The sequence below is a fragment of the Microbacterium esteraromaticum genome, assembly GCF_016907315.1.
In the GTDB taxonomy this organism is placed as follows: domain Bacteria; phylum Actinomycetota; class Actinomycetes; order Actinomycetales; family Microbacteriaceae; genus Microbacterium; species Microbacterium esteraromaticum.
Window position 1 is genome coordinate 862465 of sequence record NZ_JAFBBS010000001.1, and the last position, 21796, is coordinate 884260.

Sequence of the window (21796 nt, forward strand, 5' to 3'; positions counted from 1 at the left end):
GCCGTGCCGAACCCCCGACGAAAGGTTGCGCCGACATGCGCGAAGTCTTCCACCAGTCCCTCGAAGAGCTGCAGTCGCGCCTCGCCGAGATCGCAGACCTGGTCACGGTCGCGATCCAGAAGGCCACCACGGCGTTCGCCGAGAGCGACGTCGCACTGGCCGAGGAGGTCATCGCCGACGACGCCAAGATCGACGAGCTCGCCGTCTCGCTCGACGAGCAGGCCATCGAGATCCTCGCCCGCCAGCAGCCGGTCGCCCGCGACCTGCGCATCGTCATCACCGCACTGCGCGTGAGCGCTTCGCTCGAGCGCATGGGCGACATGGCCGAGCACATCGCCCAGCTCGCGCGGCTTCGCTTCCCCGAGCGTGCCGTGCCCAAGGGCCTGAAGGGCACCTTCCGCCGCATGGGCGAGCTCGACGTGCAGATCGCCGGCACCCTCGCCGAACTGCTGCGCACCCAGGACCTGCGCTTCGCCGACGAGATCCGCAACGCGGACGACGACGTCGACGAGCTGCACGCCAGCGTGTTCGAGAAGGTGCTCAGCGACAACTGGAAGGGCGAGGCGACAGCCACCGTCGATGCCACGCTCGCCAGCCGCTACCACGAGCGCTTCGCCGACCACGCTGTCGCCGTCGCCAAGAAGGTCGTCTATCTGGCGACCGGCGACTGGGCCGTGCACGAAGAGGACATCGCCCTGGCAGCCGAGGCGCAGTCGGCGCCCACGCCGCCCGTTCCCCCCGCGCTCTGAGCGCGGCGTCGGCCCGTTCGCGCCGGCACCCCGCTGAACGCCGAGACCCCGTGCTGCAGACGACTGCGGCACGGGGTCTCGGCGTGAGCAGGGGTGTTACTTCTTGCCCTGGGCGGCGACCGCTGCTGCTCCAGCGGCGGCGGCTTCGGGGTCGAGGTAGCGGCTCGGACCGGTCGGCACGTTGTTCTCATCGAGCTCGTACACCAGCGGGATGCCCGTGGGGATGTTCAGCGCGGCGATGTCGTCGTCGCTGATGCCCTCGAGGTGCTTCACCAGGCCGCGCAGCGAGTTGCCGTGCGCGGTGACCAGCACCGTCTTGCCTGCTTCGAGGTCGGGCACGATCGCGTCGTTCCAGTACGGCAGCAGACGGTCGATGACGAGCTTGAGCGACTCCGTGCGCGGGACCTCGCCGTCGATGCCCGCGTAGCGCGGGTCGTTCACCTGGCTGAATTCGCTGTCGTCCGCGAGCACAGGCGGCGGCACGTCGAACGAGCGGCGCCACAGCTGGAACTGCTCAGCACCGAACTCCTCGAGCGTCTGCGCCTTGTCCTTGCCCTGCAGCGCGCCGTAGTGACGCTCGTTGAGACGCCACGATCGCGTGACAGGGATCCACAGGCGATCGGCCGCGTCGAGGGCGATGTTCGCGGTCTGGATCGCACGGCTCAGCAGCGAGGTGTGCAGCACGTCGGGCAGCAGCCCGGACTCGGCCAGCAGCTCGCCACCGCGCCGGGCCTCGGCCTTGCCCTGGTCGGTCAGGCGGACGTCCACCCATCCCGTGAAGAGGTTGAGCTGGTTCCATTCGCTCTGGCCGTGGCGGAGCAGGATCAGGGTGCGCGTCATGGGTCTGAGTTTATCGACTCTGCTCATCGGGGCGGGCTGCGTGACCTTGTCTTCATTCGCAGAGTGGGCCCCTCCGCTTCGCTCCTCCCCAATGCTCATTCCGACAAGGTCACTCCGCCCTCGACTGCTTGCGTGGAGCATGAGCGAGGAGGAAGGAGTGAGGAAGAATGGGAGAGATGAACGCACCTGTGGGGCAGCCGACGAGAGGGACGACGGGGACGAACCGGCTGCGACGCAACGACCGCTGGATCGCGGCGTCCGACGCGTTCCGCAGGGCATCCGATCCGCTCGTGGTCGATCTGGGCTACGGCGCCAGCGGCGTCACCGCGTTCGAGCTGGCGACGCGCCTGCGCCGGGTGCGGCCGGATGCCGAGGTGCTGGGGCTCGAGCTCGACCCGGAGCGCGTCACGACAGCCCGGCGGCAGCTCGAGGAGGTGCGCGCAGGCGGAACGCCCTTCGCCCCTGACCTCGCGGTGTCGTTCGCACGCGGCGGCTTCGAGGTGCCGGTGCCGGACCGGCGCCGCCCCGCCGTCATCAGGGCGATGAACGTGCTGCGGCAGTACGACGAGGGCGACGTCGCCGACGCATGGCGCCAGGTCGCCTCACGTCTCGCGCCGGAAGGGATGCTTTTCGAGGGCACCTGCGACGAGATCGGACGCATCTCGAGCTGGGTCGACGTGGCCTCCGACGGCTCCCCCGTCGCGTTCACGATCTCGCTGCGGCTGGCCGGCCTCGAGCATCCGGGGATCGTCGCCGAGCGTCTGCCCAAGGCGCTCATCCACCGCAACGTCCGCGGCGAGCGGATCCACCAACTGCTGACCACCCTCGACCGCGAATGGGAACGCGCCGCTCCCCTCTCGACCTTCGGCCCCGTGCAGCGCTGGCTCGCGGCCGTGACGGCCCTGAAGACGCAGGGCGTCCCCATCCAGGGCACCAGGACGCGCTGGCGCCTCGGCGAGCTCACCGTTCCCTGGTCGACCGTCTCCCCCGCATCCTGACGGGCACGGAGGCGACGATCAGCGCGTGTGGCGCGGGTCTTCGGCGACCGGGCGCCGCGACAGCCGGGTGAGCCGCGGCACGTCGGCGGTGGCACCGGCGTCGGCCGGTACGATCACCTGCTGAGCAGCGGCGATCAGCGTCTCTCCCGCTCGCACCACCAGCTCGCCCACCGGCGCACGGCGCGACAGCATCGCGAGCGCGATCGGGCCGTCTTCATGGTGCATCGCGACCGAGGTGATGTGCCCGACCTCGGCATCCCCCGCCAGCACCGCGTCGCCAGGCGACGGCATGACGACATCGCTGCCGTCGAGCAGCAGCGCGGCGAGCCGGCGAGGTGGATGCCCGAGGTTGTGCACCTTGGCGACCGTCTCCTGGCCGCGGTAGCAGCCCTTGTTCAGATGCACCGCACTGCGGATCCAGTCGGACTCGTGCGGGATGCTGCGGTCATCGACCTCGCGAGACCAGCGGGGCCGCCAGGCAGCGACGCGCAGCGCCTCGGCGGCGAGTGCTCCGGCGAAGGGTCCGGTCAGCGAGCCTGCGTCGTCGACGACGGCGATGCACCAGCTGTAGTCGGCGGCCGGATGACCGGAGGCGACGGCGTACTGGTGCCCACCTGGCTGCACGTGCGCCCACGGGTCGCGCCAGATCAGCGGGACGCCGTGCGGTGCGGATGCCGTCGTGCGCGCCTCTGCGGACCCGCCTGCGAAGAAACCGACCAGCGTCGCCTCTGCGCGCACGGTCACCGTCACGCGCGAGCGGAACACCATGCGCTGCAGCCAGCCGGCGAGCTTCTCGGCGCCGCCCTCGTCGGCGATCAGCCAGACCGACGCGCCGTCTTCGAGAACGCCGGCCGCATGCTCTACCCGGCCCTGCGGGTCGAGCACGAGCAGTTCGGTGCTGTCGCCGGCGCGCAGCCGCGCCACGGACTGCGAGGTGATCGAGTCGAGCCAGCTGAGCCTGTCGTCGCCGGCGACCTCGATCAGCACGCGATCCGTGATCGGCGCGATCGCCTCACCAGACGCCAGGCGGCGCTGCTCGACGAGCGGGTTGCCGAAGTGCTGGATCAGCTCGCCCTCGCGCACAGCGCCCGCGATGCCGTCGAACGCGGCCATGTCAGACCTTCGCCATGCGCGCCGAGGCGTGCGACTTCAGCTTCTCGCCGAGGGCGGTGATGTCCCACGCCCAGAGCAGATGCCCGTCGACCAGCCCGTACATGCGGGTCGCCGCCGAGTACTCCCGGCTCTCGGCGGGGCGGACGACGGCGTCGGTGGCGATGTCGATGCGCGGGCCGGCGATGCGACCCAGGTACAGCTCGAGCGTGCCGTCGGAGTGCGTCACCGAGACCTGAAGCGGGAATCCGTCGTCGGTGCGCAGCGCTTCGACGTCGTCGACCGTGCGCGGCGCAGCCTCTCCAGTCGGCGGAAGCAGGGCCGGACCGGGGTCGGCGTCCGTGAGCGGACGCGCGAGACGCCAGAAGCCCGTCTCCGCCAGCAGGGCGACGGGCTCGTCCATGCCGTCGGCGCCGCGGAACGACGCGGACGCGGCGTAGTTCAGGAAGGGGCCGCCATCATGGCTGAAGCTCACGCGGTGCGTGAACTCCCCCTGGTGACGGTGCTCGCCGGCCGTGTACTCGATGACGCCGGTGCCCTCCCAGACACCGAGCAGCCAGGACAGCGGTGCGAGGTCAGCCGGAAGATCGGTGGGCAGCTCGATCACGACGGCGTCGGATCAGCGCTGGCCGCGGAACAGGTTGACGAGCACGACGCCGGAGACGAAGGCGATCGCGAGGCTCGCAAGCCCCAGCAGGCCGAGGAAGAAGAATTCGAGCGCGACGAGGTCCATGCCGTCCACTCTACCCCTCCGCGGAAGGGGTGTCAGAGGGCCGACGCGAGTGCGGCGATGCCGAAGGCCGCCGACACCAGGCCCATGATCACCAGTGCCCCGACGACGCTGCCGGCCATGCGCACGATGAACCCCTGCGCCCGTCCATAGGCGAGCTGGACGCCGAACGAGACGAGCACGATCCCGCCGAAGGCGATCAGCAGCCATCCCACCCTCGACTCCTCGGGCAGCACGATGCCGAGCGTGACCGCGACCACCAGCGAGGCGATCCAGACCGCGACCACGCCGTGGAAGGCGTTGCGCGGGGCGAGGGCCGGTTCAGACATGGTGACATCGTAACGGCCGCGCCTGCGGGCATCCGGCATCCCGTCATCAGCCGCGCCTGCGCCACTAGCATTGACCCGTGGTCCTCGTGCTGGCACTCACCTCGGCCCCCGACGGGGACCCGGCGCTGCCTGCGCTCGAGCTGCTGCCGCACAGCATCCGCCGCCACCCGCTCGACCAGGCACGCCTTCTGGATCTGCCCGAGAGCGATGCCGTGCTCGTCGACGCGCGCGGCGACCTGGCTGCGGCGCGCGCAGCCTGCCGGCTGCTGCGCACCGCCGCGACCGAGGCGCCGGTGCTGCTGGTCGTCACCGAGGGCGGCATGAGCGCCATCGCGTCGGACTGGGGCTTCGACGACGTGCTGCTGTGCACGGCTGGTCCGGCGGAGGTGGATGCCCGCCTGCGGCTCGCGCTGGCCCGGGTGGATGCCGCAGCCCCCGCCCACGTGCAGGCGTCCGGCATCACGATCGACGAGCAGTCGTACTCGGCCCGCCTGCACGGGCGGCCGCTGGATCTCACCTACAAGGAGTTCCAGCTGCTGCACTTCCTCGCCACGCACCCCTCCCGCGTATTCACCCGCGAGCAGCTGCTGAGCGATGTGTGGGGCTACGACTACTTCGGGGGCACGCGCACGGTCGACGTGCACGTGCGACGGCTGCGCGCCAAGCTCGGCGAGGCCGAGCAGATCATCGGCACCGTGCGCAACGTCGGGTATCGCTTCAATCTGCACGACGAGCCGTCGACATCGGCGGACTGAGTTCGCATATCCGTCACCGGCGGGTGCAAAGATGTACCCCATGATGGAACCCGCCCTTGTCGACACCGGCCTCGGGGATGCCGAGGACGACGACTTCGACGCGCACGAGGCCCCTGACGCGGTGCTCCCCGACCACCGCTACCACGACCGCGAGCTGAGCTGGCTGGCGTTCAACCAGCGGGTGCTCGAGCTCGCCGAGGATCCGTCGCTGCCGGAGCTCGAGCGGGCGAACTTCCTCGCCATCTTCGCCAGCAATCTCGACGAGTTCTTCATGGTCAGGGTCGCGGGGCTGAAGCGACGCATCCTGACGGGGCTCGCCGTGCCGACCAACGTCGGCCGGGCTCCGACCGACGTGCTGGCCGACATCTCGCGCGACGCTCATGCCCTGCAGCTGCGTCACGCCGCCGCCTGGACCGACCTCGTGCGCCCGGCCCTCGCCGACGCCGGGATCGAGATCACCGAGTGGAACGACCTCACCGACTCAGAGCGCGACGCGCTCGGCGAGTACTTCCAGGCGCAGGTGTTCCCCGTGCTCATGCCGCTCGCCGTCGACCCGGCGCACCCGTTCCCGTACATCTCGGGCCTGTCGCTGAATCTGGCCATCCGCATCCGCAACGCCCGCACCGGCCGGCAGGACTTCGCCCGGCTGAAGGTGCCGACCATGCTGCCCCGCTTCGTCGAGGTGCCGGGCACGAGCGAGATCACCCGCTTCATCCGCCTCGAGGAGCTCATCGCCAACCACCTCGGCGACCTGTTCCCCGGCATGGAGGTGCTCGACCACCACGCCTTCCGACTCACCCGCAATGAGGACGTCGAGATCGAGGAGGACGAGAGCGAGAACCTCATCCAGGCGCTCGAGGCCGAGCTGCTGCGCCGCCGCTTCGGACCCCCGATCCGGCTCGAGATCACCGACGACATGGACGAGGTCACCCTCGACCTGCTGATCAGGGAGCTCGACATCACCGACCAGGAGGTCTATCGGCTTCCCGGACCGCTCGACCTGCGCGGTCTGTTCGACCTGGGCAGGATCAACCGTCCCGACCTGCGCTACCCGCCGCATCTGCCGACCACGGCCGTCGCGTTCCAGCCCGGCGACAGCAATGAGCGCACCGACATCTTCCAGTCGATCCGCAAGTCCGACGTGCTCGTGCACCACCCGTACGAATCCTTCGCGACGAGCGTGCAGGCCTTCCTGGAGCAGGCCGCTCGCGACCCCCACGTGCTCGCCATCAAGCAGACGCTCTACCGCACCTCCGGAGACAGCCCCGTCGTTCAGGCTCTGATCGACGCGGCCGAGGCGGGCAAGCAGGTGCTCGCGCTCGTCGAGGTCAAGGCGCGCTTCGACGAGGCGAACAACATCGTCTGGGCCCGCAAGCTCGAGAAGGCCGGCGTGCACGTGGTGTACGGCCTGGTGGGCCTGAAGACGCACTGCAAGCTCGCCCTGGTCATCCGCGAGGAAGACGGCGTGCTGCGCCACTACTCGCACATCGGCACGGGCAACTACAACCCCAAGACGAGTCGCATCTACGAGGACTTCGGCCTGTTCACCGCCGACCCCCAGGTCGGCAAGGACCTCACGCGCCTGTTCAACGAGCTCAGCGGCTACGCGATCGAGAAGAAGTTCAAGCACCTCCTCGTCGCCCCCCGCCACCTGCGCAAGGGTCTGATGCGGCACATCGACGCAGAGCGCCGCAATGCCGAGGCGGGCAAGCCGGCCCGCATCCGGATCAAGGTCAACTCGATGGTCGACGAGGAGATCATCGACGGCCTGTACCGCGCGAGCATGGCGGGCGTGAAGGTCGATGTGTGGGTTCGAGGCATCTGCAGCCTGCGCGTGGACCTGCCCGGTGTGAGCGACAACATCACGGTGCGCAGCATCCTCGGCCGCTACCTCGAGCACTCCCGGCTGTTCATGTTCGACAACGACGGCTCACCGATCGTCTACATCGGCAGCGCCGACATGATGCACCGCAACCTCGACCGCCGTGTCGAGGCACTGGTGCGGCTGAGCGAGCCGGCGCACCTGCAGGAGCTGCACGCGCTGTTCGATCTCGCCATGGATCCGCACACCAACTCGTGGCATCTGGCCGAGGGCGGTGAATGGAAGCGCGTCGCCGAGATCGACGGAGCACCCCTGGTCGATCTGCAGGATCTCACGATGGCGAGCGTGCAGGCTCGTCGGCGTCGTCGCAGCAAGCGCACGATCCGATGAGCGATTCGGCGGTCTACGCGGCCGGCGCCGTGGTCTGGCGCCTCGTCGACGACAAGCTCAGGGTGCTCCTCATCCATCGCACGAAGTATCGCGATGTGACCCTGCCGAAGGGCAAGGTCGATCCCGGCGAGATGCTCGCCGAGACCGCCGTGCGCGAGGTCCGCGAGGAGACGGGCATCAAGGTCTCGCTCGGGGTCCCGATCGGCGTCAGCAAGTACTGGATGCGCCCGAAGCGGCAGAAGGTCGTGCACTACTGGGCCGCTGAGGCCACGGACGACGCGATCCGCGCCTCGTCGTTCGTGCCCAACGGCGAGATCTCGGGCGTCGAGTGGGTGAGCCTGAAGAAGGCGCGCAAGCACCTCAGCTACCCGGTCGACGTCGAGATCCTCGACAACTTCATCCGCCTCGTCGACGACGGCGTGCTGCACACCTTCCCCGTCATCGCGCTGCGGCACGCGAAGGCCGTGTCGCGCTCCGACTGGCATGAGGCGGACGCCGCGCGCCCCCTCACCGACAAGGGCCTGCTGCAGGCGAAGGCGATCGTCGGCCCCCTGCGCGCCTTCGGTGTGAAGCGGATCGTCACCAGCGATGCCGTGCGCTGCGCGCAGACCGTGGCTCCCCTGGAGCGCAAGCTGGGCCGGATGGCCCGGCTGACCCCTAAGCTCAGTCAGGACGCATGGGAGGCGGATGCCGCCGACGTTCGTTCGGTGATCGGCCGCCGGGTGCGCTCTCGCAAGGCCACGGTGCTGTGCAGCCACGGACCGGTGCTCCCCGCCATCCTGTCGGAGCTCGCGCTCGCCACGGGAACCCTGCCCGGGTCGTACATCGACAGCGCCAGCGCACTGAATGTCGCGGCGTTCAGCGTGGTGCATCTGTCGGCCACCAACCCCGGGTCGGGGATCATCTCCATAGAGACCCACGAGCCCAAGATCTGACCAGTGGGGGCGCGGGATCCGCTCCGACTGTCCCCACCTCGTTCACCTCCCGTTCACCTGTCGGGGAGAGTCTCGTTAACCGGCCCTCCTAACGTCACTGTGTGCCCTGCACCGGGCCATACACATTCCCCGATCGAACGGATCCACAGTGAAGATCACCCGCATCGCTCGTATCAGCGCCGTCGGCGCTGTCGCCGCCCTCGCACTCGCAGGCTGCGCCGCGAACGAAGCCCCCGCTGCCGAGAACTCCGACGCCCCCGCGGCCTCGAACCTCGAGGGCACGCTGAAGGCCACCGGCGCCTCGTCGCAGGGCGCCGCCCAGGAGGCCTGGGTCGCCGCATTCCAGACCGCCAACACCGGCGTCACCATCAACTACGAGCCCACTGGCTCGGGCACCGGCCGCGAGAACTTCATCGCCGGCGCGAGCGACTTCATCGGCTCGGACCGGGCGTTCAAGCTCGAGGAGCTCACCGACGGCTTCAAGACCTGCTCGTCCGAGGGCATCGTCGAGGTGCCGCTGTACATCTCGCCCGTCGCCGTCGCCTTCAACCTCGAGGGCGTCGACGAGCTGAACCTCGACGCCAAGACGATCGCCGGCATCTTCGCCGGCACCATCACCAACTGGAACGACGAGGCCATCGCCTCGCAGAACGAGGGCGTCGAGCTGCCCGACCTGGCGATCTCGCCCGTGCACCGCTCCGACGACTCGGGCACCACCGAGACCTTCACCGCGTACCTGAACGCGACCGCTCCCGACGTCTGGACCAACGAGGCCGACGGCGTCTGGCCGCTGCAGGGCGGCGAAGCCGCTCAGGGCACCTCGGGTGTCGTGCAGGCGATCAAGTCCGGCAACGGCGCGATCGGCTACGCCGACGCCTCGCAGACCAAGGGCCTCGGTCAGGTCAAGGTCGGCGTCGAGGGCGAGTACATCGCGTACTCGGCTGAGGCCGCCGCCGCGCTCGTCGAGGCATCGCCGCTCGAGGAGGGTCGCGGAGACGCCGACCTCGTCTTCGACGTCGACCCCGCCGCGGCACCCGCGGGCTCGTACCCGATCGCCCTGGTCAGCTACCTCGTCGCCTGCGAGCAGTACGAAGACGAGAACAAGGCCGAGCTCGTGAAGTCGTACCTCGAGTACATCGCCAGCGAGGACGGCCAGAAGGCTGCCGCCGACAACGCCGGCAGCGCTCCGATCTCGGACGGCCTGCGCGAGAAGGTCCTCGCAGCGATCGACACGATCAAGGTCGGCTGACCCATCACCACCAGCTGACACCGGTGCCCCCGCGTCCGATCCGGCGCGGGGGCACCGGAGGGTCAGCCCTCATACGCACTTCGACCCGAAACGGAGACCATGAGCACGACGACCAGGCAGGCCCCGCCTGCCCCGATCAAAGCCAAGCAGCGCCTCGGCGACCGGGTGTTCTCGGGCAGCGCGCTCGGCGCAGGCATCATCATCCTCGTCGTGCTCGCCGCGGTTGCCGCCTTCCTCATCATCCAGAGCCTGCCGGCGTTCGCGCCCGACACGAGCGACAACCACATCCTCGAGGGCCGCTCGTTCTGGGAGTACGTCGGGCCGCTCGCCTTCGGCACCGTCTGGGCGTCGTTCCTCGCCCTGCTGATGGCGACGCCGATCGCGATCGGCATCGCGCTCTTCATCTCGCACTACGCGCCGCGCCGGCTCGCCGGCGTGCTGGGCTACGTCATCGACCTTCTCGCGGCTGTGCCTTCGGTCGTCTTCGGCCTCTGGGGCGGTCTCGTGCTCGCGCCCCTGCTTCAGCCCATCTACGCCTGGCTGAACGAGAACGCCGGCTGGTTCCCGATCTTCGGCGGTCAGGTGTCGTCGACCGGCAAGACCATCATGACCGCCGCCGTGGTGCTCGCGGTCATGGTGATCCCGATCATGACCGCGATCTGCCGCGAGGTCTTCCTGCAGACCCCGAAGCTGCACGAAGAGGCCGCCCTCGCCCTCGGCGCCACCCGCTGGGAGATGGTCACCATGGCCGTGCTGCCCTTCGCGCGCGGCGGAATGGTGTCGGCCGTCATGCTCGCCCTCGGCCGTGCGCTGGGCGAGACCATGGCCGTGACCATGGTGCTCTCCCCCGCCGCCGTCTACAGCTTCCTGGTGCTCACCGCCACCAACCCCACCCCGATCCCCGCGAACATCGCTCTCGCCTTCCCCGAGGCCCACGACACGGGTGTGAACACCCTCATCGCCACCGGTCTGGTGCTGTTCGTCGTGACCTTCGCGGTCAACGCGCTCGCTCGCTGGATCGTGGCCCGTCGCGCCGAGTTCTCTGGAGCGAACTGACATGACAACGCTCACCGCCGCACCCGCCTCGACCTCGCTGACCGCAGGCCGCCTCGCCTCGTGGGCCCCGTGGGCCCTGCTCGGGGCATCCCTCGCCATCTCATTCACCGTCTTCGCCCTCGCGGCCATCGGCGCCGACCCGGCCGACTTCAACATCGCCGGCGCCGTCATCGTGGGCGTGCTGATCTACATGGTGCTCATCACGGTCGTCTCGTCGATCGCCGAGAGCCGCCGCAAGGCCGTCGACCGCCTGATGACCGCGCTCGTCACCGCCGCGTTCGTCGTCGCGCTGCTCCCGCTCATCTCGCTGCTGTGGACGGTCGTCGCGAACGGCATCGGCCGTTTCGACGCCGAGTTCTTCAGCTACTCGATGCGCAACGTCGTCGGCGAGGGCGGCGGCATCGTGCACGCGATCTGGGGCACCGTGCTCGTCACCCTCACCGCGACGCTGATCGCCGTGCCCGTCGGCCTCATGACCTCGATCTACCTGGTCGAGTACGGCCGGGGTCGCATCGCCAAGGGCATCACCTTCCTCGTCGACGTGATGACGGGCATCCCGTCGATCGTCGCCGGTCTGTTCATCTACTCCGTCTTCGCCCTGCTCGTGCGGCCAGGCATCTCGATGGGACTGATGGGCGCCCTGGCTCTCGCGGTGCTGATGGTGCCTGTCGTCGTGCGAGGCAGCGAGGAGCTGCTGCGCATCGTGCCGAACGAGCTGCGCGAGGCGTCGTACGCGCTGGGCGTGCCCAAGTGGCTCACCATCCTGAAGATCGTGCTGCCGACCTCGATCGCCGGCATCACGACCTCGGTCATGCTGGCCATCTCGCGCGTGATCGGCGAGACCGCCCCGCTGCTGCTCACCGCCGGCTTCACCGCCAGCCTCAACACGAACCTCGTGAACAGTCAGATGATGACCCTGCCGGTGTTCGTCTACAACTCCTACATGAACCAGGGAACCGCGGCGGATGCCTCGGTCGCCCGCGCCTGGGCCGGCGCGCTCACCCTGATCCTCATCGTCATGCTGCTGAACCTGCTCGCGCGTCTGATCGCGAAGCTGTTCGCCCCGAAGACCGCCGGCCGCTGAGTCGCACCCGAACCCGAAGGAACCCGCTATGTCCAAGAGCATCGAAGTCAACGACCTCAACGTCTACTACGGCGACTTCCTCGCCGTCGAGGGCGTCTCCCTCGAGATCCAGCCGCGCAGCGTCACCGCCTTCATCGGACCGTCGGGCTGCGGCAAGTCCACCTTCCTGCGCACGCTCAACCGCATGCACGAGGTCATCCCCGGCGCCCGCGTCGAGGGCGAGGTGCTGCTCGACGGGAAGGACCTGTACGGCGCGGGCGTCGACCCCGTTCTCGTGCGGCGCCAGGTCGGAATGGTCTTCCAGCGCCCCAACCCCTTCCCGACGATGTCGATCAAAGAGAACGTGCTGGCGGGCGTGAAGCTCAACAACGCCAAGATGTCGAAGAGCGATCAGGATGCCCTCGTCGAGAGGTCGCTGATGGGCGCGAACCTCTGGAACGAGGTCAAGGACCGCCTCGACAAGCCCGGGTCCGGCCTCTCGGGCGGTCAGCAGCAGCGTCTGTGCATCGCGCGCGCGATCGCCGTGTCGCCCGAGGTGCTGCTGATGGACGAGCCCTGCTCGGCGCTCGACCCGATCTCGACGTTCGCGATCGAGGAGCTCATCCAGGACCTCAAGAACGAGTACACGATCGTGATCGTCACGCACAACATGCAGCAGGCGTCGCGAGTGAGCGACAAGACCGCGTTCTTCAACATCGCCGGCACGGGCAAGCCGGGCAAGCTGATCGAATTCGACGAGACCTCGACCATCTTCACCACGCCCTCGGTGCAGGCCACAGAGGACTACGTGTCGGGTCGCTTCGGGTAAGCCCGGGCTCGGCTCGGCTGGGCTGGTTGTCTGGCTGGCTGGCGCGGTCGGAGCTGTCGGAGTTCTCGGAGTTCTCGGAGTTCTCGGACCATCCGATCTCGAACCGGCGTGTCCCTCGGGGACACGCCGGTTCTTTCACATTCGGTCCGGTGTTTCCGACGGGCTGGTCTCACTGCACATCCGGGACAGGCGGGCGATTGTGCACAGCCGTCGGGTTCAGGGTGATCGAGCGGGCGGCGGGTCGGGCATCGTCGACGGATGCTCGCACGCAGCGCACTGATCACTCGAGGTCCCATTGCCCGCGCCGCGGACCTCAGGGCGCTCGGCGTGCGCGAGCGGGAACTCACCCGCGCCGTGCGCGCCGGTGAGGTGCTGCGCCTGCGACAAGGGATCTACGCGCTGCCCGACGTTCCTGTGGCGTTCCGGCACGCCACCGCGCACGGCGGCGTTCCCGGATGCGCGGAAGCCGCGCGGCTGCACGGGCTCTGGGTGCTCGACGGCGCCGCCGACCACGTCTGGATGGGCGATCGCGGCGCTCCGCACGGGTCATGCGCGGCCGCGGCGGCGTCCGCGGGTTCTCCGGCATGCCGCCTGCACTGGGACGAGGGCCTCGCGGTCATCGGCGAACTGCCTCCCGTGCAGAACGTGCTGCTGCAGATGTCGCGGTGCGAGAGCGAAGAGGCCTTCTTCGCGGCCTACGAGTCGGCGCTGCGGCTGTCGAAGATCTCACCGGGCGGCATCGCCTGGCTCTGGCGGCGTCTGCCCGTGCGCATGCGGTGGATGCTCGACATCGCCCGCTCGGATGCGGACAGCGGGCTCGAATCGCTCGTGCGGCTGCGCCTTCACCTGCTCGGGATCTCCGTGCGGACGCAGTTCAGCATCCGGGGCGTCGGGGAGGTCGACATCCTGATCGGGGATCGACTGCTGATCGAGTGCGACGGCCGGGAGAACCACGAGCGCGAGCAGCAGCGGCACAAGGACGTGCGGCGGGATGCGGCCGCTGCCGCCCTCGGCTTCGAGACGCTGCGGTTCGACTACGCCCTGATCGTGCACGACTGGTGCCGGGTCGAGGCGGCCATCATCGCGAAGATCGAGGCGCGCGCTCACCTGCGGACGCCCCCGCCGGGCATCCGACGTCGGAATCGCCAGGTCATTCGCTCCGACCGCGGCGTGGCGACGCGCGACGCGCCGCGGCCCGCGCGCACGGTCTGAGACTTCCGGCGGACGAATCAGCGTGGGGAGAGCAGGAACCCGTTCAGCTCAGCGGTGAGCTCGGGGTCGGATGCCAGGGGCGCGCCGTCGACGGCGGTGATGGGCGCGGCGAGGCGGATGCTCGAGACGAGCCACGCCGCATCAGCTCTGATCAGATCGGTCGCCGTCAGGGTCTCGTAGCGCGTCGTGAAACCACGGCTCTCCAGATGCTCGAAGACGCTGAGCTGGGTGGTGCCGTGCAGGATGCCGCCGCCGGGAGCCGGCGTGAGGAACTCGTCGCCCGAGCGGAGGATCAGCGATGCCGTTGGCGCCTCGAGCACGTACCCGTCGCGGGTGACGAAGACCGCGTCGTCGGCACCGCGTCGCTTCGCCTCGCGCAGCGCAGCCATGTTCACCGCATACGACAGAGTCTTCGCGCCGAGCAGCAACCACGGCGCCCGCTCCGCCACGCCGAGGTCGTAGCCGCGGTCGAGGGTGACGACCTTCACGCCGTCGCGTCGCGCGGCGCTGAAGTCGGGAGCCGCCGCGACAGTCGCCCAGGCCGTCGGCGCGGGGCCGTGCTCGACTCCCCGGCTGAGGATCAGTTTGATGACCGCTTCGCCAGCTGGAGCGTGCGCGGCGACGGCCTCGATCGCCTGCCGCCACTGCGCCAGGTTCGGCGCTGGCAGGTCGCACAGCCGCGCCGAGTGCGCGAGCCGCTGCACGTGCGCCTCGACCTCGTTCGCGTGCCCGTCGATCACGCCGATCGACTCGAACACGCCGTCACCGCGCTGCGTGCTGAGCTCACCCACGCTGAGCGCGGGCGCAGCGACATCCATCTCGGTGAAGGTGCCGCCGAAGTCCGCTCGGTCGTCGGCGACATCGGCGGGGGCGATCATGAGGGCGAAGCGCTGAGCCATGTGCACAGCTTAGGACGGCGGGAATACCCCAGCCGAGGACGCGTTACACTTGATCGGCCGGGCCGCATAACCCCGGGCTCCAATATTCGCCGCTGCGAGCGGCCTTCCGCCGAGAGGCGTTCTTGCGGTCCGGCTTTTTTCATGCCCGCTCGACGCTGGCCATCCGCATCCCGCGTCGGAAGCGCCAGACCACCCGCCCCAGCCACGGCGTGTCCATGCACGGCACGCCGCCGCGCGACCGGACCGTCCGAGAACTCCGACACGGCCCGGCGACAAGGGTGCCCGCTTCCCAGGACCGGACCAGGACCGGAAGAGGACGTCAGGCCAGCATGCCGCGGCGCCAGGACCCGGCGGAGGCGGACAGGTCCTCGGCGTAGGTCGAAAGGCGAAGAGCGCGGCGGGTGAGCTCGCTTGCCCGCTGGGGCTCGGTCTGCTCGTAGTCGTCGGCGGTGTGCGTGGCTCCGGATGCCTGCACCCGGCAGTACGCGGCGGCACGCTCGAGCGCCACGGAGAAATCGCCTCGGAACACGCCGCGCAGGATGGCATCGACGAGGTCGACCAGCTCACCGGGCTCGGCGGGTGCAGGCGCGCCGGCGATGGCCGCGTCGGCGGTGTGCAGCTCGACGCGTCCGCGTTCGTACAGCAGGGCCGTGAGCTGCGCGTCAGAGCGGATCGCGATCTGCAGCAGATACAGGCGCCACAGCGCACCGGGCAGCGAACGGGCCGGCGCGTGCGACCACAGCTCGGCGATCTCGTCGATTCCGTGCTCGGATGCGAAAGCGAGCAGCCGTTCGGTGACGGCACCCGATTCGTCGCTGCGCGCCCGTTCGAGCAGGGCGGATGCCGTGGCGTGTGCGACACGCGACTGCTCGGCGGGATCAGCGTCGCCCACGATGTTGTCGAACGCGGTGGGCGGCCTGCGGACGGGACGATGGAACTGCTCGGGCATCCGTCAAGGGTACGCCCGCACGGGCGGTCTCAGGCCGTGGGGATGACGATGATCGGGTCGGTGGTGGGCGAGCCCGACGGCGAGCCGCCGGCCTGCTCGATCGTGACGGCGATGACGTCACCCGCCTGCATGGGCTGCTCGAGCAGTGCGGTCGCCTTGCCGTCGTCGGCGTCGAACACTCCGGCCGCGATCGGCTGGTCGCCCCGAACGAACCACAGCTCGTAGCTCTTGTCGGCACCGAGGTCGTCGAGACCGGATGCTACGAGCACGGCCTTTCCGACCTCTCCCGACCAGTGCGCGGTCGCCGTCGCGCCGGAGTCCAGCCGTACCTCGGCCTGCTCGGCGTCGGGCGCGGAGCGGATCTCGTCGAGCGCGACCACGGAGGCAGGGCGCTGCAGCTGCGAAATGACGGCCGTCGTGGCGACGCCCGCTCCGACGACCAGCGCGAGACCCGCGGCGAGCGCGAACAGCCGGCGTCGCCACGGCGCACGCGGCCGTTCTGGCGCATCGAGGCCGCGGTCATCCGCATCCGGCACGGCCCGGGCATCCGGCACAGCATCCGCATCCGGCGCGGCCCCGGCATCCGGCACAGCCTGAGTATCCGCCACAGCGGCCGCGTCCGCCTCCGTCTCGGCATCAGGATGAACATCGTCCGCGTTGCCGCCCTGCGGCAACGTCGCGATCCGGCTCAGCAGCTCGGCGCGCAGCGCCGGCGGCGGTGTCACCGGGGTGAGACTGTCGGCGAGGTCGGCCACGGTGTCGTGGTCGTCATCGGCGATGGCCTGCCACTCGGGATGCCGGGCGAGCGCCTCGATGAAGCGCCGCTCGTCGGCATCCGACAGTGCACCGAGAGCGCGGCCTGCCGCAAGCTCCGCGAATTCCCGCTCGTTCATGCTGACACCCCCATCTCTCCGCGCAACCGCGTCAGTCCGTCCCGCATTCTCGTCTTGATCGTTCCCAGCGCCACTCCCGTGAGTGCCGAGATCTCGCTCTGGCTGTAGCCGCCGTAGTAGGCCAGGATGAGCGCTTCCTGCTGCGCCTCGGGAAGGGCGGCGAGGGCTGTGACGACCCGCTCCCCCTCCAGCTTCGATTCGACGGCCTCCTGCACCACATCCCGTTCTCCGCCGAGGTCGCGTACCCCGACGCGCATGTCGCGGTCGGTGCTCGACTGCGACGAGCGCACCCGATCGACGGCCCGGCGGTGTGCGATCGTGAAGACCCAGGATCGTCCCTGACCTCTGTTCGGAGCGAACCGCGAAGCGGATTGCCAGATCTCGAGGAAGACCTCCTGCAGCACCTCTTCGCTCTGGGAGCGGTTGACGACGACCTTGAGGATCAGCGCGAAGACGCGCGAGGAGAGCAGGTCGTACAGCTCGGCGAAGGCGCGCTGGTCGCCCTCGGCGACACGGAGGAGGAGGTCGGCGGCGAGATCGCCGGACGACCCGTCCTCGAGCACCTCGACGCCATCGATCACCATCTCGACAAGCATGCCTCATCCCTCCTCTCACCGGATCACGCCACTCCGTCACCCGAAGGTGAACGAGCCTTCACGCCCGGCCCGACCTTCAGGGTGAGCTCTCCCCCGTGATTCGATTCCGGAAATCGGATCGGATTGGTTCCCATCCGATTCCGCAGGGGTTCCGAACAACCGTCGACGCCGCGGGAGGTCCGCGGCCAGGAACCCCGGAGGTTGAAATGCTCAGCACCAAGAAGAAGATCACCGCCGCTCTCTCGCTCGGGTTCGTCGGCGCCCTCGTCCTGTCGGGCTGCTCGATGGGAGGCGACTCGAACATGGAGTCGTCCGAGCCCAAGGCGCCCGAGACGTCGAAGAGCGAAGAGGCGACGCCCGAGATGATGGATCCGGCCGCGAACCTCGTCGGCCCCGGCTGCGAGGCGTACGCCGAGCAGGTGCCGGACGGTGACGGCTCGATCCAGGGCATGTCGCAGGACCCTGTGGCCGTGGCCGCCTCGAACAACCCGCTGCTGAAGACGCTCGTCGCAGCCGTCAGCGGTCAGTTGAACCCCGACGTCAACCTCGTCGACACGCTCAACGGCGACGAGTTCACCGTCTTCGCGCCGGTCGATGACGCCTTCGCCAAGATCGACGCAGCGACGATCGAGGGCCTGAAGACCGACGCCGACACGCTGACGTCGATCCTGACGTACCACGTCGTGCCCGGCCAGATCGCGCCGGCCGACATCGAAGGCATGCACAAGACCGTGCAGGGCGCCGAGCTCGAGGTCACCGGCTCGGGCGATGAGTGGATGGTGAATGACGCCAACGTCATCTGCGGTGGCGTGCAGACCGCCAACGCCACGGTCTACCTCATCGACTCGGTGCTGATGCCGCCGGCACAGTGATCCGAGAACAAAGCGACCGGGGCTGAGTGACCCGGGTCGCCGCGCGGGGATGACGCGAGGAGCCGTCATCGGGAACGCGCGGGAGGAAGGTGGGGACCGCCCTCCTAACCGGAAGCGCCCGTCGAAGAGAGTCGACGGGCGCTTCCTCATGTCTCAGGCGATGCGCGGTCGGAACCAGGATCGAGCGGCCTCTAGAATTGAGGCACGGGCCTCTAGCTCAGTTGGCAGAGCGTCCGTTATCTGCGTTCTCGCTCCTAATCGCCCTCAATTCCGCGCTCGCCCTCGGCGTGAACATGTCCAGACCGAACGTGCCGGCGGGCGTTCGGGTCAGCGCTATGCGGATCGATCTGCTGCGTCAACGACGGCGGCGCCAACGGTCGCGGAGAGATCGGCGGCCCACTGCCAAGCGGAGCTCGGATTCCGCGCGTAGTAGCGAAACCGCGTCCCAGTGTCAGGCAGCTCTGTTAGTAGACCTAGATCTACGAGTGCCTGAAAGGGTCGTTGCAGGCTGCTCATCGTGACGTTCAAGCGCCTCGCAAGCTCCGTCAGCGTGCACAAGCCATCCTCAGAAGCCATGACGGCGAGCATCAGCTCAAGCCGATGTGCCTGCCCGAACGCTACTCGTGACACGGCACGAAGCTCAGCGGTTCCCGGCCTAATCTTCATACACTATGAATATCACGTAACGCATATCGCGTAACGAGGATTGAGGCGATCATGGCTAAGCGCACCGGCATCGAGTGGACCGAGGTGACGTGGAACCCCACCACAGGGTGCGACAGGGTGACTCCGGGATGCGACCACTGCTACGCGTTGACCCTCGCAAAACGGCTGAAAGCGATGGGCGCGGAGAAGTACCAGGCTGACGGGAATCCTGTCACTTCTGGGCCGGGATTTGGGCTGACGCTTCACGAGTCAGCTCTCGCTCAGCCCTACCGGTGGACAGGGCGTCGAACGGTGTTCGTCAACTCGATGAGCGACTTGTTCCACGCGAAGGTGCCCTTGGATTTCGTGAGGCGGGTGTTCGATGTCATTAGGGACACCCCGCAGCACACCTACCAGGTTCTGACGAAGCGTTCATCTCGACTCCCGAAGGTTGCTGACAAGCTTGATTGGCCGGCGAACCTTTGGATGGGGGTGAGCGTGGAAGACAACGAGCACCTCTACCGCGTCGACCACCTTCGTCAGGTGCCCGCGGCCGTTCGCTTTCTTTCCTGCGAACCGCTTATCGGTCCCCTGCCTGACCTCACCCTCGATGGGATCGGCTGGGTCATTACGGGTGGCGAGTCCGGGCCAGGCGCGCGTCCCCTAGACCCGGACTGGGTGCGAGAGATCAGAGACAGATGCGCAACCAGTGGCGTGCCGTTCTTTCACAAGCAGTGGGGTGGTCGAACGCCGAAGGCTGGCGGCCGTTCGCTTGACGGACGGGTGTGGAGCGAAATGCCCGCCGCTGAGTCCGCCTGACCAGCCGCGTCAGAACTGGATCATAGTTCCCGCAGGGAACGTGCCGAAGCGGTTCTGCTTCGGCACCGAGATTCGACCCGCGTGCTGAAGGGCCTTCAACGGACGTTTGAAGTGCGAGTCGGTGAAGCTGGTGTGCTCAGCAACGAAGTCGCTCACCTCCTCAACGGATGCAGCTCTGCCTGCGAAGAATTTGGTGATCTCGTTCGCGAGGAACTCAAGGTCCGGCTCGGCATCAAAGAGAACCGCCTGTCCCGCCGTCCGATCACGGAACCGATAGTCGCCACTAGGAGCCACCTTCCACATGGCTGCCTTCATTTTCTTGAGTCCCGCGATGTGGTTCGTGCAGAAATACAAGTGATATGACGTGTGTCCGCCATAGTTCTCCATTGCGAAGCTGCGGACGTAGCGGAACTGCGCGACCTCCCGGAGTTGTCTCGCATAGAGATCGTGCAGGAACTGTTCGCGACCCGAGGATGGAGCGAGAAGATACTCGTCCGTGCCGAAAAGGGGCTCGAGGTGATGATCGATCTTGCGAGCTCCGCTGAACCTCTTGATGTGGTTGGTGTTGAAGTAGATGAACAGTTCGCTTCTGTCACTGGCGAGCAGGCGGCGGACGACATCCATTGGCGCTCCGTACCCAAACGGGTCGATAAAGGCGAAGATCGGAGCCATAGCGCGTCCGCCGAGACCTGAAAGCATGTCCTCCGCGAGGTCGACGAATGGTTGGTTCGACAGGTGAACGGCGACGTTGCTAGGGAGGCCTTGGTAGTTGCGCTTGAGGTCTTCTATCACCAGCTGGAGCTCGGCGAATCGCTGTGCGTCTTGCTCATTGAAGACGAAGACGAACTGCGTACCACTCATTTTTGCCAGGTACCCATGCTCAAGCAGCACCTGAAGCGCGATAGTCGGCGAACCATCCTCGCCCGACTCATACCTTCCCGGACCAGCAAAACCGTCGAGGAAGATAACTCTCGAGTTTCTGGACCCGAGAACTGCAAACCAGGCTCCAAGGTACGCACGGAGCAAGTCATGCTTCGCGGCCGTATGAGGCTCGAGCGGCCAAATTGTAGCCTGTCGATCCGTGCGCTTAACTGCCACCCTTGGCCTCCCCCTCGAAGTCGCTATGAAGCAGAATGGCACAGATCAGCGGTGGCATCTTGGAGCGACGCATCGGCGCGACGAGAGTGACTTGATCCGCGCATCGTGCGTGAAGTGCGAATTGGCCCCAGCGCGCCGCTGGACGGTGACCGGGATCGCCCCGGTTGCCGTCTGCAACTTCCGCTCCTCAAACTCCGTCAGCGCCACCGGCGCGCACCGATTCACGCCGCCCGAGAAGTACCTGCTCATCGTCGGTGTGAAGTCGTGCGGTCCCGCCTCGACGCTCTCGGCTCTCGCCAGCTCACCAGCAGGCCCGTAGCATCGCGTCTGATCTGGCCAGAGCCAGTAACGCTGGGGAGGTGCCGAGCTCGCCCCTCGCCACCCTCGGGTCGCGGCGGCGCCGATGACTTCGAGCCCGTGGAGCCGGTGACAGCCGGGGACCTCAATTGGCTCGCGGACCGGATTCGACATTCTGCGCCCGCCAGCCTGGTCGAGCCGCGGGAGATGCGGCTTCCATTGGAATTCAGTCTCCCTGCACAGGAAGCTCCTCTCACATCGGATGCAGCCACAGCGGGCAGGTGGCATGCACAATGAATGGATGGTGAGCGTTGAGATCCTGCACGTCGATGAATGCCCTAGTTGGGAGACGGCGGAGGCCAGAACGCGGGAGGCGCTGGAATCTCTAGGACGGCCGGACATCCCTGTCAGTACTCGCCTGCTGCTCACGGCCGAAGACGCGGCGAGGTCCGCGTTCGCCGGTTCTCCAACGATCACGCTCGACGGCACTGATCTGTTTCCCACCGAAGGGCGTGCCTCCGATCTCGCCTGCCGAGTGTACGTCACTCCCGAAGGCCTGAGAGGCGCGCCCACGGTCGACCAAATCGTCGACGCGCTCCGCTCTCGGCTCTAGGCGGTCACCCCCACGGCCCGCGTTCCGGTGAAGGGTGGGTGAACACTC

23 protein-coding genes are annotated in these 21796 nt (G+C 68.1%); 13 read left to right on the forward strand and 10 right to left on the reverse strand.

The genetic code is table 11. The annotated features are described in order from the left end of the window. Positions 1–35 precede the first annotated feature (35 nt). On the forward strand, positions 36–749 hold the full coding sequence (phoU, locus tag JOE67_RS04235) for a phosphate signaling complex protein PhoU (protein ID WP_204974293.1): 714 nt from the start codon (positions 36–38) through the stop codon (positions 747–749). 96 nt (positions 750–845) lie between these two features. Here the strand turns inward: phoU and JOE67_RS04240 are convergent, their stop codons facing one another. Continuing rightward, positions 846–1589 carry a phosphoglyceromutase gene (locus tag JOE67_RS04240; protein WP_204974294.1) on the reverse strand — a complete coding sequence of 248 codons (744 nt, stop codon included), beginning with the start codon at positions 1587–1589 and terminating at the stop codon, positions 846–848. Positions 1590–1765: 176 nt separating this feature from the next. On the opposite strand from JOE67_RS04240, the gene JOE67_RS04245 reads away from it, so the two are divergent. After that, positions 1766–2587, forward strand: coding sequence for a class I SAM-dependent methyltransferase (locus JOE67_RS04245; RefSeq protein WP_204974295.1), 822 nt, complete (start codon positions 1766–1768; stop codon positions 2585–2587). Positions 2588–2605: 18 nt separating this feature from the next. On the opposite strand, the gene ygfZ is transcribed toward JOE67_RS04245, so the two are convergent. The 3 genes from ygfZ to JOE67_RS04260 form a co-directional block, all read right to left on the reverse strand. Next, a complete protein-coding gene (gene ygfZ, locus JOE67_RS04250; protein WP_204974296.1) occupies positions 2606–3700 on the reverse strand; it encodes a CAF17-like 4Fe-4S cluster assembly/insertion protein YgfZ in 1095 nt (364 codons plus the stop codon). 1 nt (position 3701) lies between these two features. Further along, positions 3702–4304 (reverse strand): heme-binding beta-barrel domain-containing protein, encoded by a 603-nt coding sequence (locus JOE67_RS04255; RefSeq protein ID WP_204974297.1) that lies wholly within the window; start codon positions 4302–4304, stop codon positions 3702–3704. 158 nt (positions 4305–4462) lie between these two features. After that, positions 4463–4756, reverse strand: coding sequence for a hypothetical protein (locus tag JOE67_RS04260; protein WP_204974298.1), 294 nt, complete (start codon positions 4754–4756; stop codon positions 4463–4465). Positions 4757–4833: 77 nt separating this feature from the next. On the opposite strand from JOE67_RS04260, the gene JOE67_RS04265 reads away from it, so the two are divergent. The 8 genes from JOE67_RS04265 (at position 4834) to JOE67_RS04300 (ending at position 14067) form a co-directional block, all read left to right on the forward strand. Next, on the forward strand, positions 4834–5511 hold the full coding sequence (locus JOE67_RS04265; RefSeq protein WP_204974299.1) for a winged helix-turn-helix domain-containing protein: 678 nt from the start codon (positions 4834–4836) through the stop codon (positions 5509–5511). 40 nt (positions 5512–5551) lie between these two features. Continuing rightward, positions 5552–7723, forward strand: a complete 2172-nt coding sequence (locus JOE67_RS04270; RefSeq protein WP_204974300.1) for an RNA degradosome polyphosphate kinase — start codon at positions 5552–5554, stop codon at positions 7721–7723. Then, a complete protein-coding gene (locus tag JOE67_RS04275) occupies positions 7720–8658 on the forward strand; it encodes an NUDIX hydrolase (protein ID WP_204974301.1) in 939 nt (312 codons plus the stop codon). Before JOE67_RS04270 ends, JOE67_RS04275 begins: the two co-directional genes overlap by 4 nt. Positions 8659–8806: 148 nt before the next feature. Further along, positions 8807–9907 (forward strand): extracellular solute-binding protein, encoded by a 1101-nt coding sequence (locus JOE67_RS04280; protein WP_204974302.1) that lies wholly within the window; start codon positions 8807–8809, stop codon positions 9905–9907. 99 nt (positions 9908–10006) lie between these two features. Then, positions 10007–10963, forward strand: coding sequence for a phosphate ABC transporter permease subunit PstC (pstC, locus tag JOE67_RS04285; RefSeq protein WP_204974303.1), 957 nt, complete (start codon positions 10007–10009; stop codon positions 10961–10963). 1 nt (position 10964) lies between these two features. Beyond that, a complete protein-coding gene (gene pstA, locus JOE67_RS04290) occupies positions 10965–12047 on the forward strand; it encodes a phosphate ABC transporter permease PstA (RefSeq protein ID WP_204974304.1) in 1083 nt (360 codons plus the stop codon). A 28-nt stretch (positions 12048–12075) separates the two neighbouring features. Beyond that, positions 12076–12855 carry a phosphate ABC transporter ATP-binding protein PstB gene (gene pstB / locus JOE67_RS04295; protein WP_204974305.1) on the forward strand — a complete coding sequence of 260 codons (780 nt, stop codon included), beginning with the start codon at positions 12076–12078 and terminating at the stop codon, positions 12853–12855. Between the two features lie 258 nt (positions 12856–13113). Then, complete coding sequence (locus tag JOE67_RS04300; protein WP_204974306.1) at positions 13114–14067, forward strand: type IV toxin-antitoxin system AbiEi family antitoxin domain-containing protein; 954 nt, start codon at positions 13114–13116, stop codon at positions 14065–14067. Positions 14068–14084: 17 nt separating this feature from the next. Here the strand turns inward: JOE67_RS04300 and JOE67_RS04305 are convergent, their stop codons facing one another. The 4 genes from JOE67_RS04305 to sigK all read right to left on the reverse strand — a co-directional run bounded on the left by JOE67_RS04305 (position 14085) and on the right by sigK (position 17404). Then, on the reverse strand, positions 14085–14966 hold the full coding sequence (locus JOE67_RS04305) for an aminodeoxychorismate lyase (RefSeq protein WP_204974307.1): 882 nt from the start codon (positions 14964–14966) through the stop codon (positions 14085–14087). Positions 14967–15285: 319 nt separating this feature from the next. Further along, on the reverse strand, positions 15286–15915 hold the full coding sequence (locus JOE67_RS04310; RefSeq protein ID WP_204974308.1) for a DNA-directed RNA polymerase subunit beta: 630 nt from the start codon (positions 15913–15915) through the stop codon (positions 15286–15288). A gap of 29 nt (positions 15916–15944) precedes the next feature. After that, the gene (locus tag JOE67_RS04315; RefSeq protein ID WP_204974309.1) at positions 15945–16808 is read right to left on the reverse strand and encodes an anti-sigma factor; all 864 of its coding nucleotides are present in this window, start codon (positions 16806–16808) and stop codon (positions 15945–15947) included. Then, a complete protein-coding gene (sigK, locus tag JOE67_RS04320) occupies positions 16805–17404 on the reverse strand; it encodes an ECF RNA polymerase sigma factor SigK (protein ID WP_204974310.1) in 600 nt (199 codons plus the stop codon). Before sigK ends, JOE67_RS04315 begins: the two co-directional genes overlap by 4 nt. A 206-nt stretch (positions 17405–17610) precedes the next feature. Here sigK and JOE67_RS04325 point away from each other — a divergent pair, with 206 nt between their 5' ends. Then, the gene (locus JOE67_RS04325) at positions 17611–18276 is read left to right on the forward strand and encodes a fasciclin domain-containing protein (RefSeq protein WP_204974311.1); all 666 of its coding nucleotides are present in this window, start codon (positions 17611–17613) and stop codon (positions 18274–18276) included. 333 nt (positions 18277–18609) lie between these two features. On the opposite strand, the gene JOE67_RS15850 is transcribed toward JOE67_RS04325, so the two are convergent. Then, positions 18610–18942 carry a helix-turn-helix domain-containing protein gene (locus JOE67_RS15850; RefSeq protein WP_420827633.1) on the reverse strand — a complete coding sequence of 111 codons (333 nt, stop codon included), beginning with the start codon at positions 18940–18942 and terminating at the stop codon, positions 18610–18612. A gap of 51 nt (positions 18943–18993) precedes the next feature. On the opposite strand from JOE67_RS15850, the gene JOE67_RS04335 reads away from it, so the two are divergent. Then, complete coding sequence (locus tag JOE67_RS04335; protein WP_204974313.1) at positions 18994–19740, forward strand: DUF5131 family protein; 747 nt, start codon at positions 18994–18996, stop codon at positions 19738–19740. Between the two features lie 9 nt (positions 19741–19749). On the opposite strand, the gene JOE67_RS04340 is transcribed toward JOE67_RS04335, so the two are convergent. Then, positions 19750–20838: a three-Cys-motif partner protein TcmP gene (locus JOE67_RS04340; RefSeq protein ID WP_204974314.1), complete on the reverse strand. Its 1089-nt coding sequence runs from the start codon at positions 20836–20838 to the stop codon at positions 19750–19752. A 598-nt stretch (positions 20839–21436) separates the two neighbouring features. Here JOE67_RS04340 and JOE67_RS04345 point away from each other — a divergent pair. After that, on the forward strand, positions 21437–21748 hold the full coding sequence (locus JOE67_RS04345; protein ID WP_239527979.1) for a thioredoxin family protein: 312 nt from the start codon (positions 21437–21439) through the stop codon (positions 21746–21748). Positions 21749–21796: the final 48 nt, after the last annotated feature.

Bases quoted from the DNA above. Each gene is read 5' to 3' on its own strand.
- phoU (WP_204974293.1), top strand. From the start codon at position 36: ATGCGCGAAGTCTTCCACCAGTCCCTCGAAGAGCTGCAGTCGCGCCTC.
- JOE67_RS04240 (WP_204974294.1), bottom strand. From the start codon at position 1,589: ATGACGCGCACCCTGATCCTGCTCCGCCACGGCCAGAGCGAATGGAAC.
- JOE67_RS04245 (WP_204974295.1), top strand. From the start codon at position 1,766: ATGAACGCACCTGTGGGGCAGCCGACGAGAGGGACGACGGGGACGAAC.
- ygfZ (WP_204974296.1), bottom strand. From the start codon at position 3,700: ATGGCCGCGTTCGACGGCATCGCGGGCGCTGTGCGCGAGGGCGAGCTG.
- JOE67_RS04260 (WP_204974298.1), bottom strand. From the start codon at position 4,756: ATGTCTGAACCGGCCCTCGCCCCGCGCAACGCCTTCCACGGCGTGGTC.
- JOE67_RS04270 (WP_204974300.1), top strand. From the start codon at position 5,552: ATGATGGAACCCGCCCTTGTCGACACCGGCCTCGGGGATGCCGAGGAC.
- JOE67_RS04275 (WP_204974301.1), top strand. From the start codon at position 7,720: ATGAGCGATTCGGCGGTCTACGCGGCCGGCGCCGTGGTCTGGCGCCTC.
- pstC (WP_204974303.1), top strand. From the start codon at position 10,007: ATGAGCACGACGACCAGGCAGGCCCCGCCTGCCCCGATCAAAGCCAAG.
- pstA (WP_204974304.1), top strand. From the start codon at position 10,965: ATGACAACGCTCACCGCCGCACCCGCCTCGACCTCGCTGACCGCAGGC.
- pstB (WP_204974305.1), top strand. From the start codon at position 12,076: ATGTCCAAGAGCATCGAAGTCAACGACCTCAACGTCTACTACGGCGAC.
- JOE67_RS04300 (WP_204974306.1), top strand. From the start codon at position 13,114: ATGCTCGCACGCAGCGCACTGATCACTCGAGGTCCCATTGCCCGCGCC.
- JOE67_RS04305 (WP_204974307.1), bottom strand. From the start codon at position 14,966: ATGGCTCAGCGCTTCGCCCTCATGATCGCCCCCGCCGATGTCGCCGAC.
- JOE67_RS04310 (WP_204974308.1), bottom strand. From the start codon at position 15,915: ATGCCCGAGCAGTTCCATCGTCCCGTCCGCAGGCCGCCCACCGCGTTC.
- JOE67_RS04315 (WP_204974309.1), bottom strand. From the start codon at position 16,808: ATGAACGAGCGGGAATTCGCGGAGCTTGCGGCAGGCCGCGCTCTCGGT.
- sigK (WP_204974310.1), bottom strand. From the start codon at position 17,404: ATGCTTGTCGAGATGGTGATCGATGGCGTCGAGGTGCTCGAGGACGGG.
- JOE67_RS04325 (WP_204974311.1), top strand. From the start codon at position 17,611: ATGCTCAGCACCAAGAAGAAGATCACCGCCGCTCTCTCGCTCGGGTTC.
- JOE67_RS15850 (WP_420827633.1), bottom strand. From the start codon at position 18,942: ATGAAGATTAGGCCGGGAACCGCTGAGCTTCGTGCCGTGTCACGAGTA.
- JOE67_RS04335 (WP_204974313.1), top strand. From the start codon at position 18,994: ATGGCTAAGCGCACCGGCATCGAGTGGACCGAGGTGACGTGGAACCCC.
- JOE67_RS04345 (WP_239527979.1), top strand. From the start codon at position 21,437: ATGGTGAGCGTTGAGATCCTGCACGTCGATGAATGCCCTAGTTGGGAG.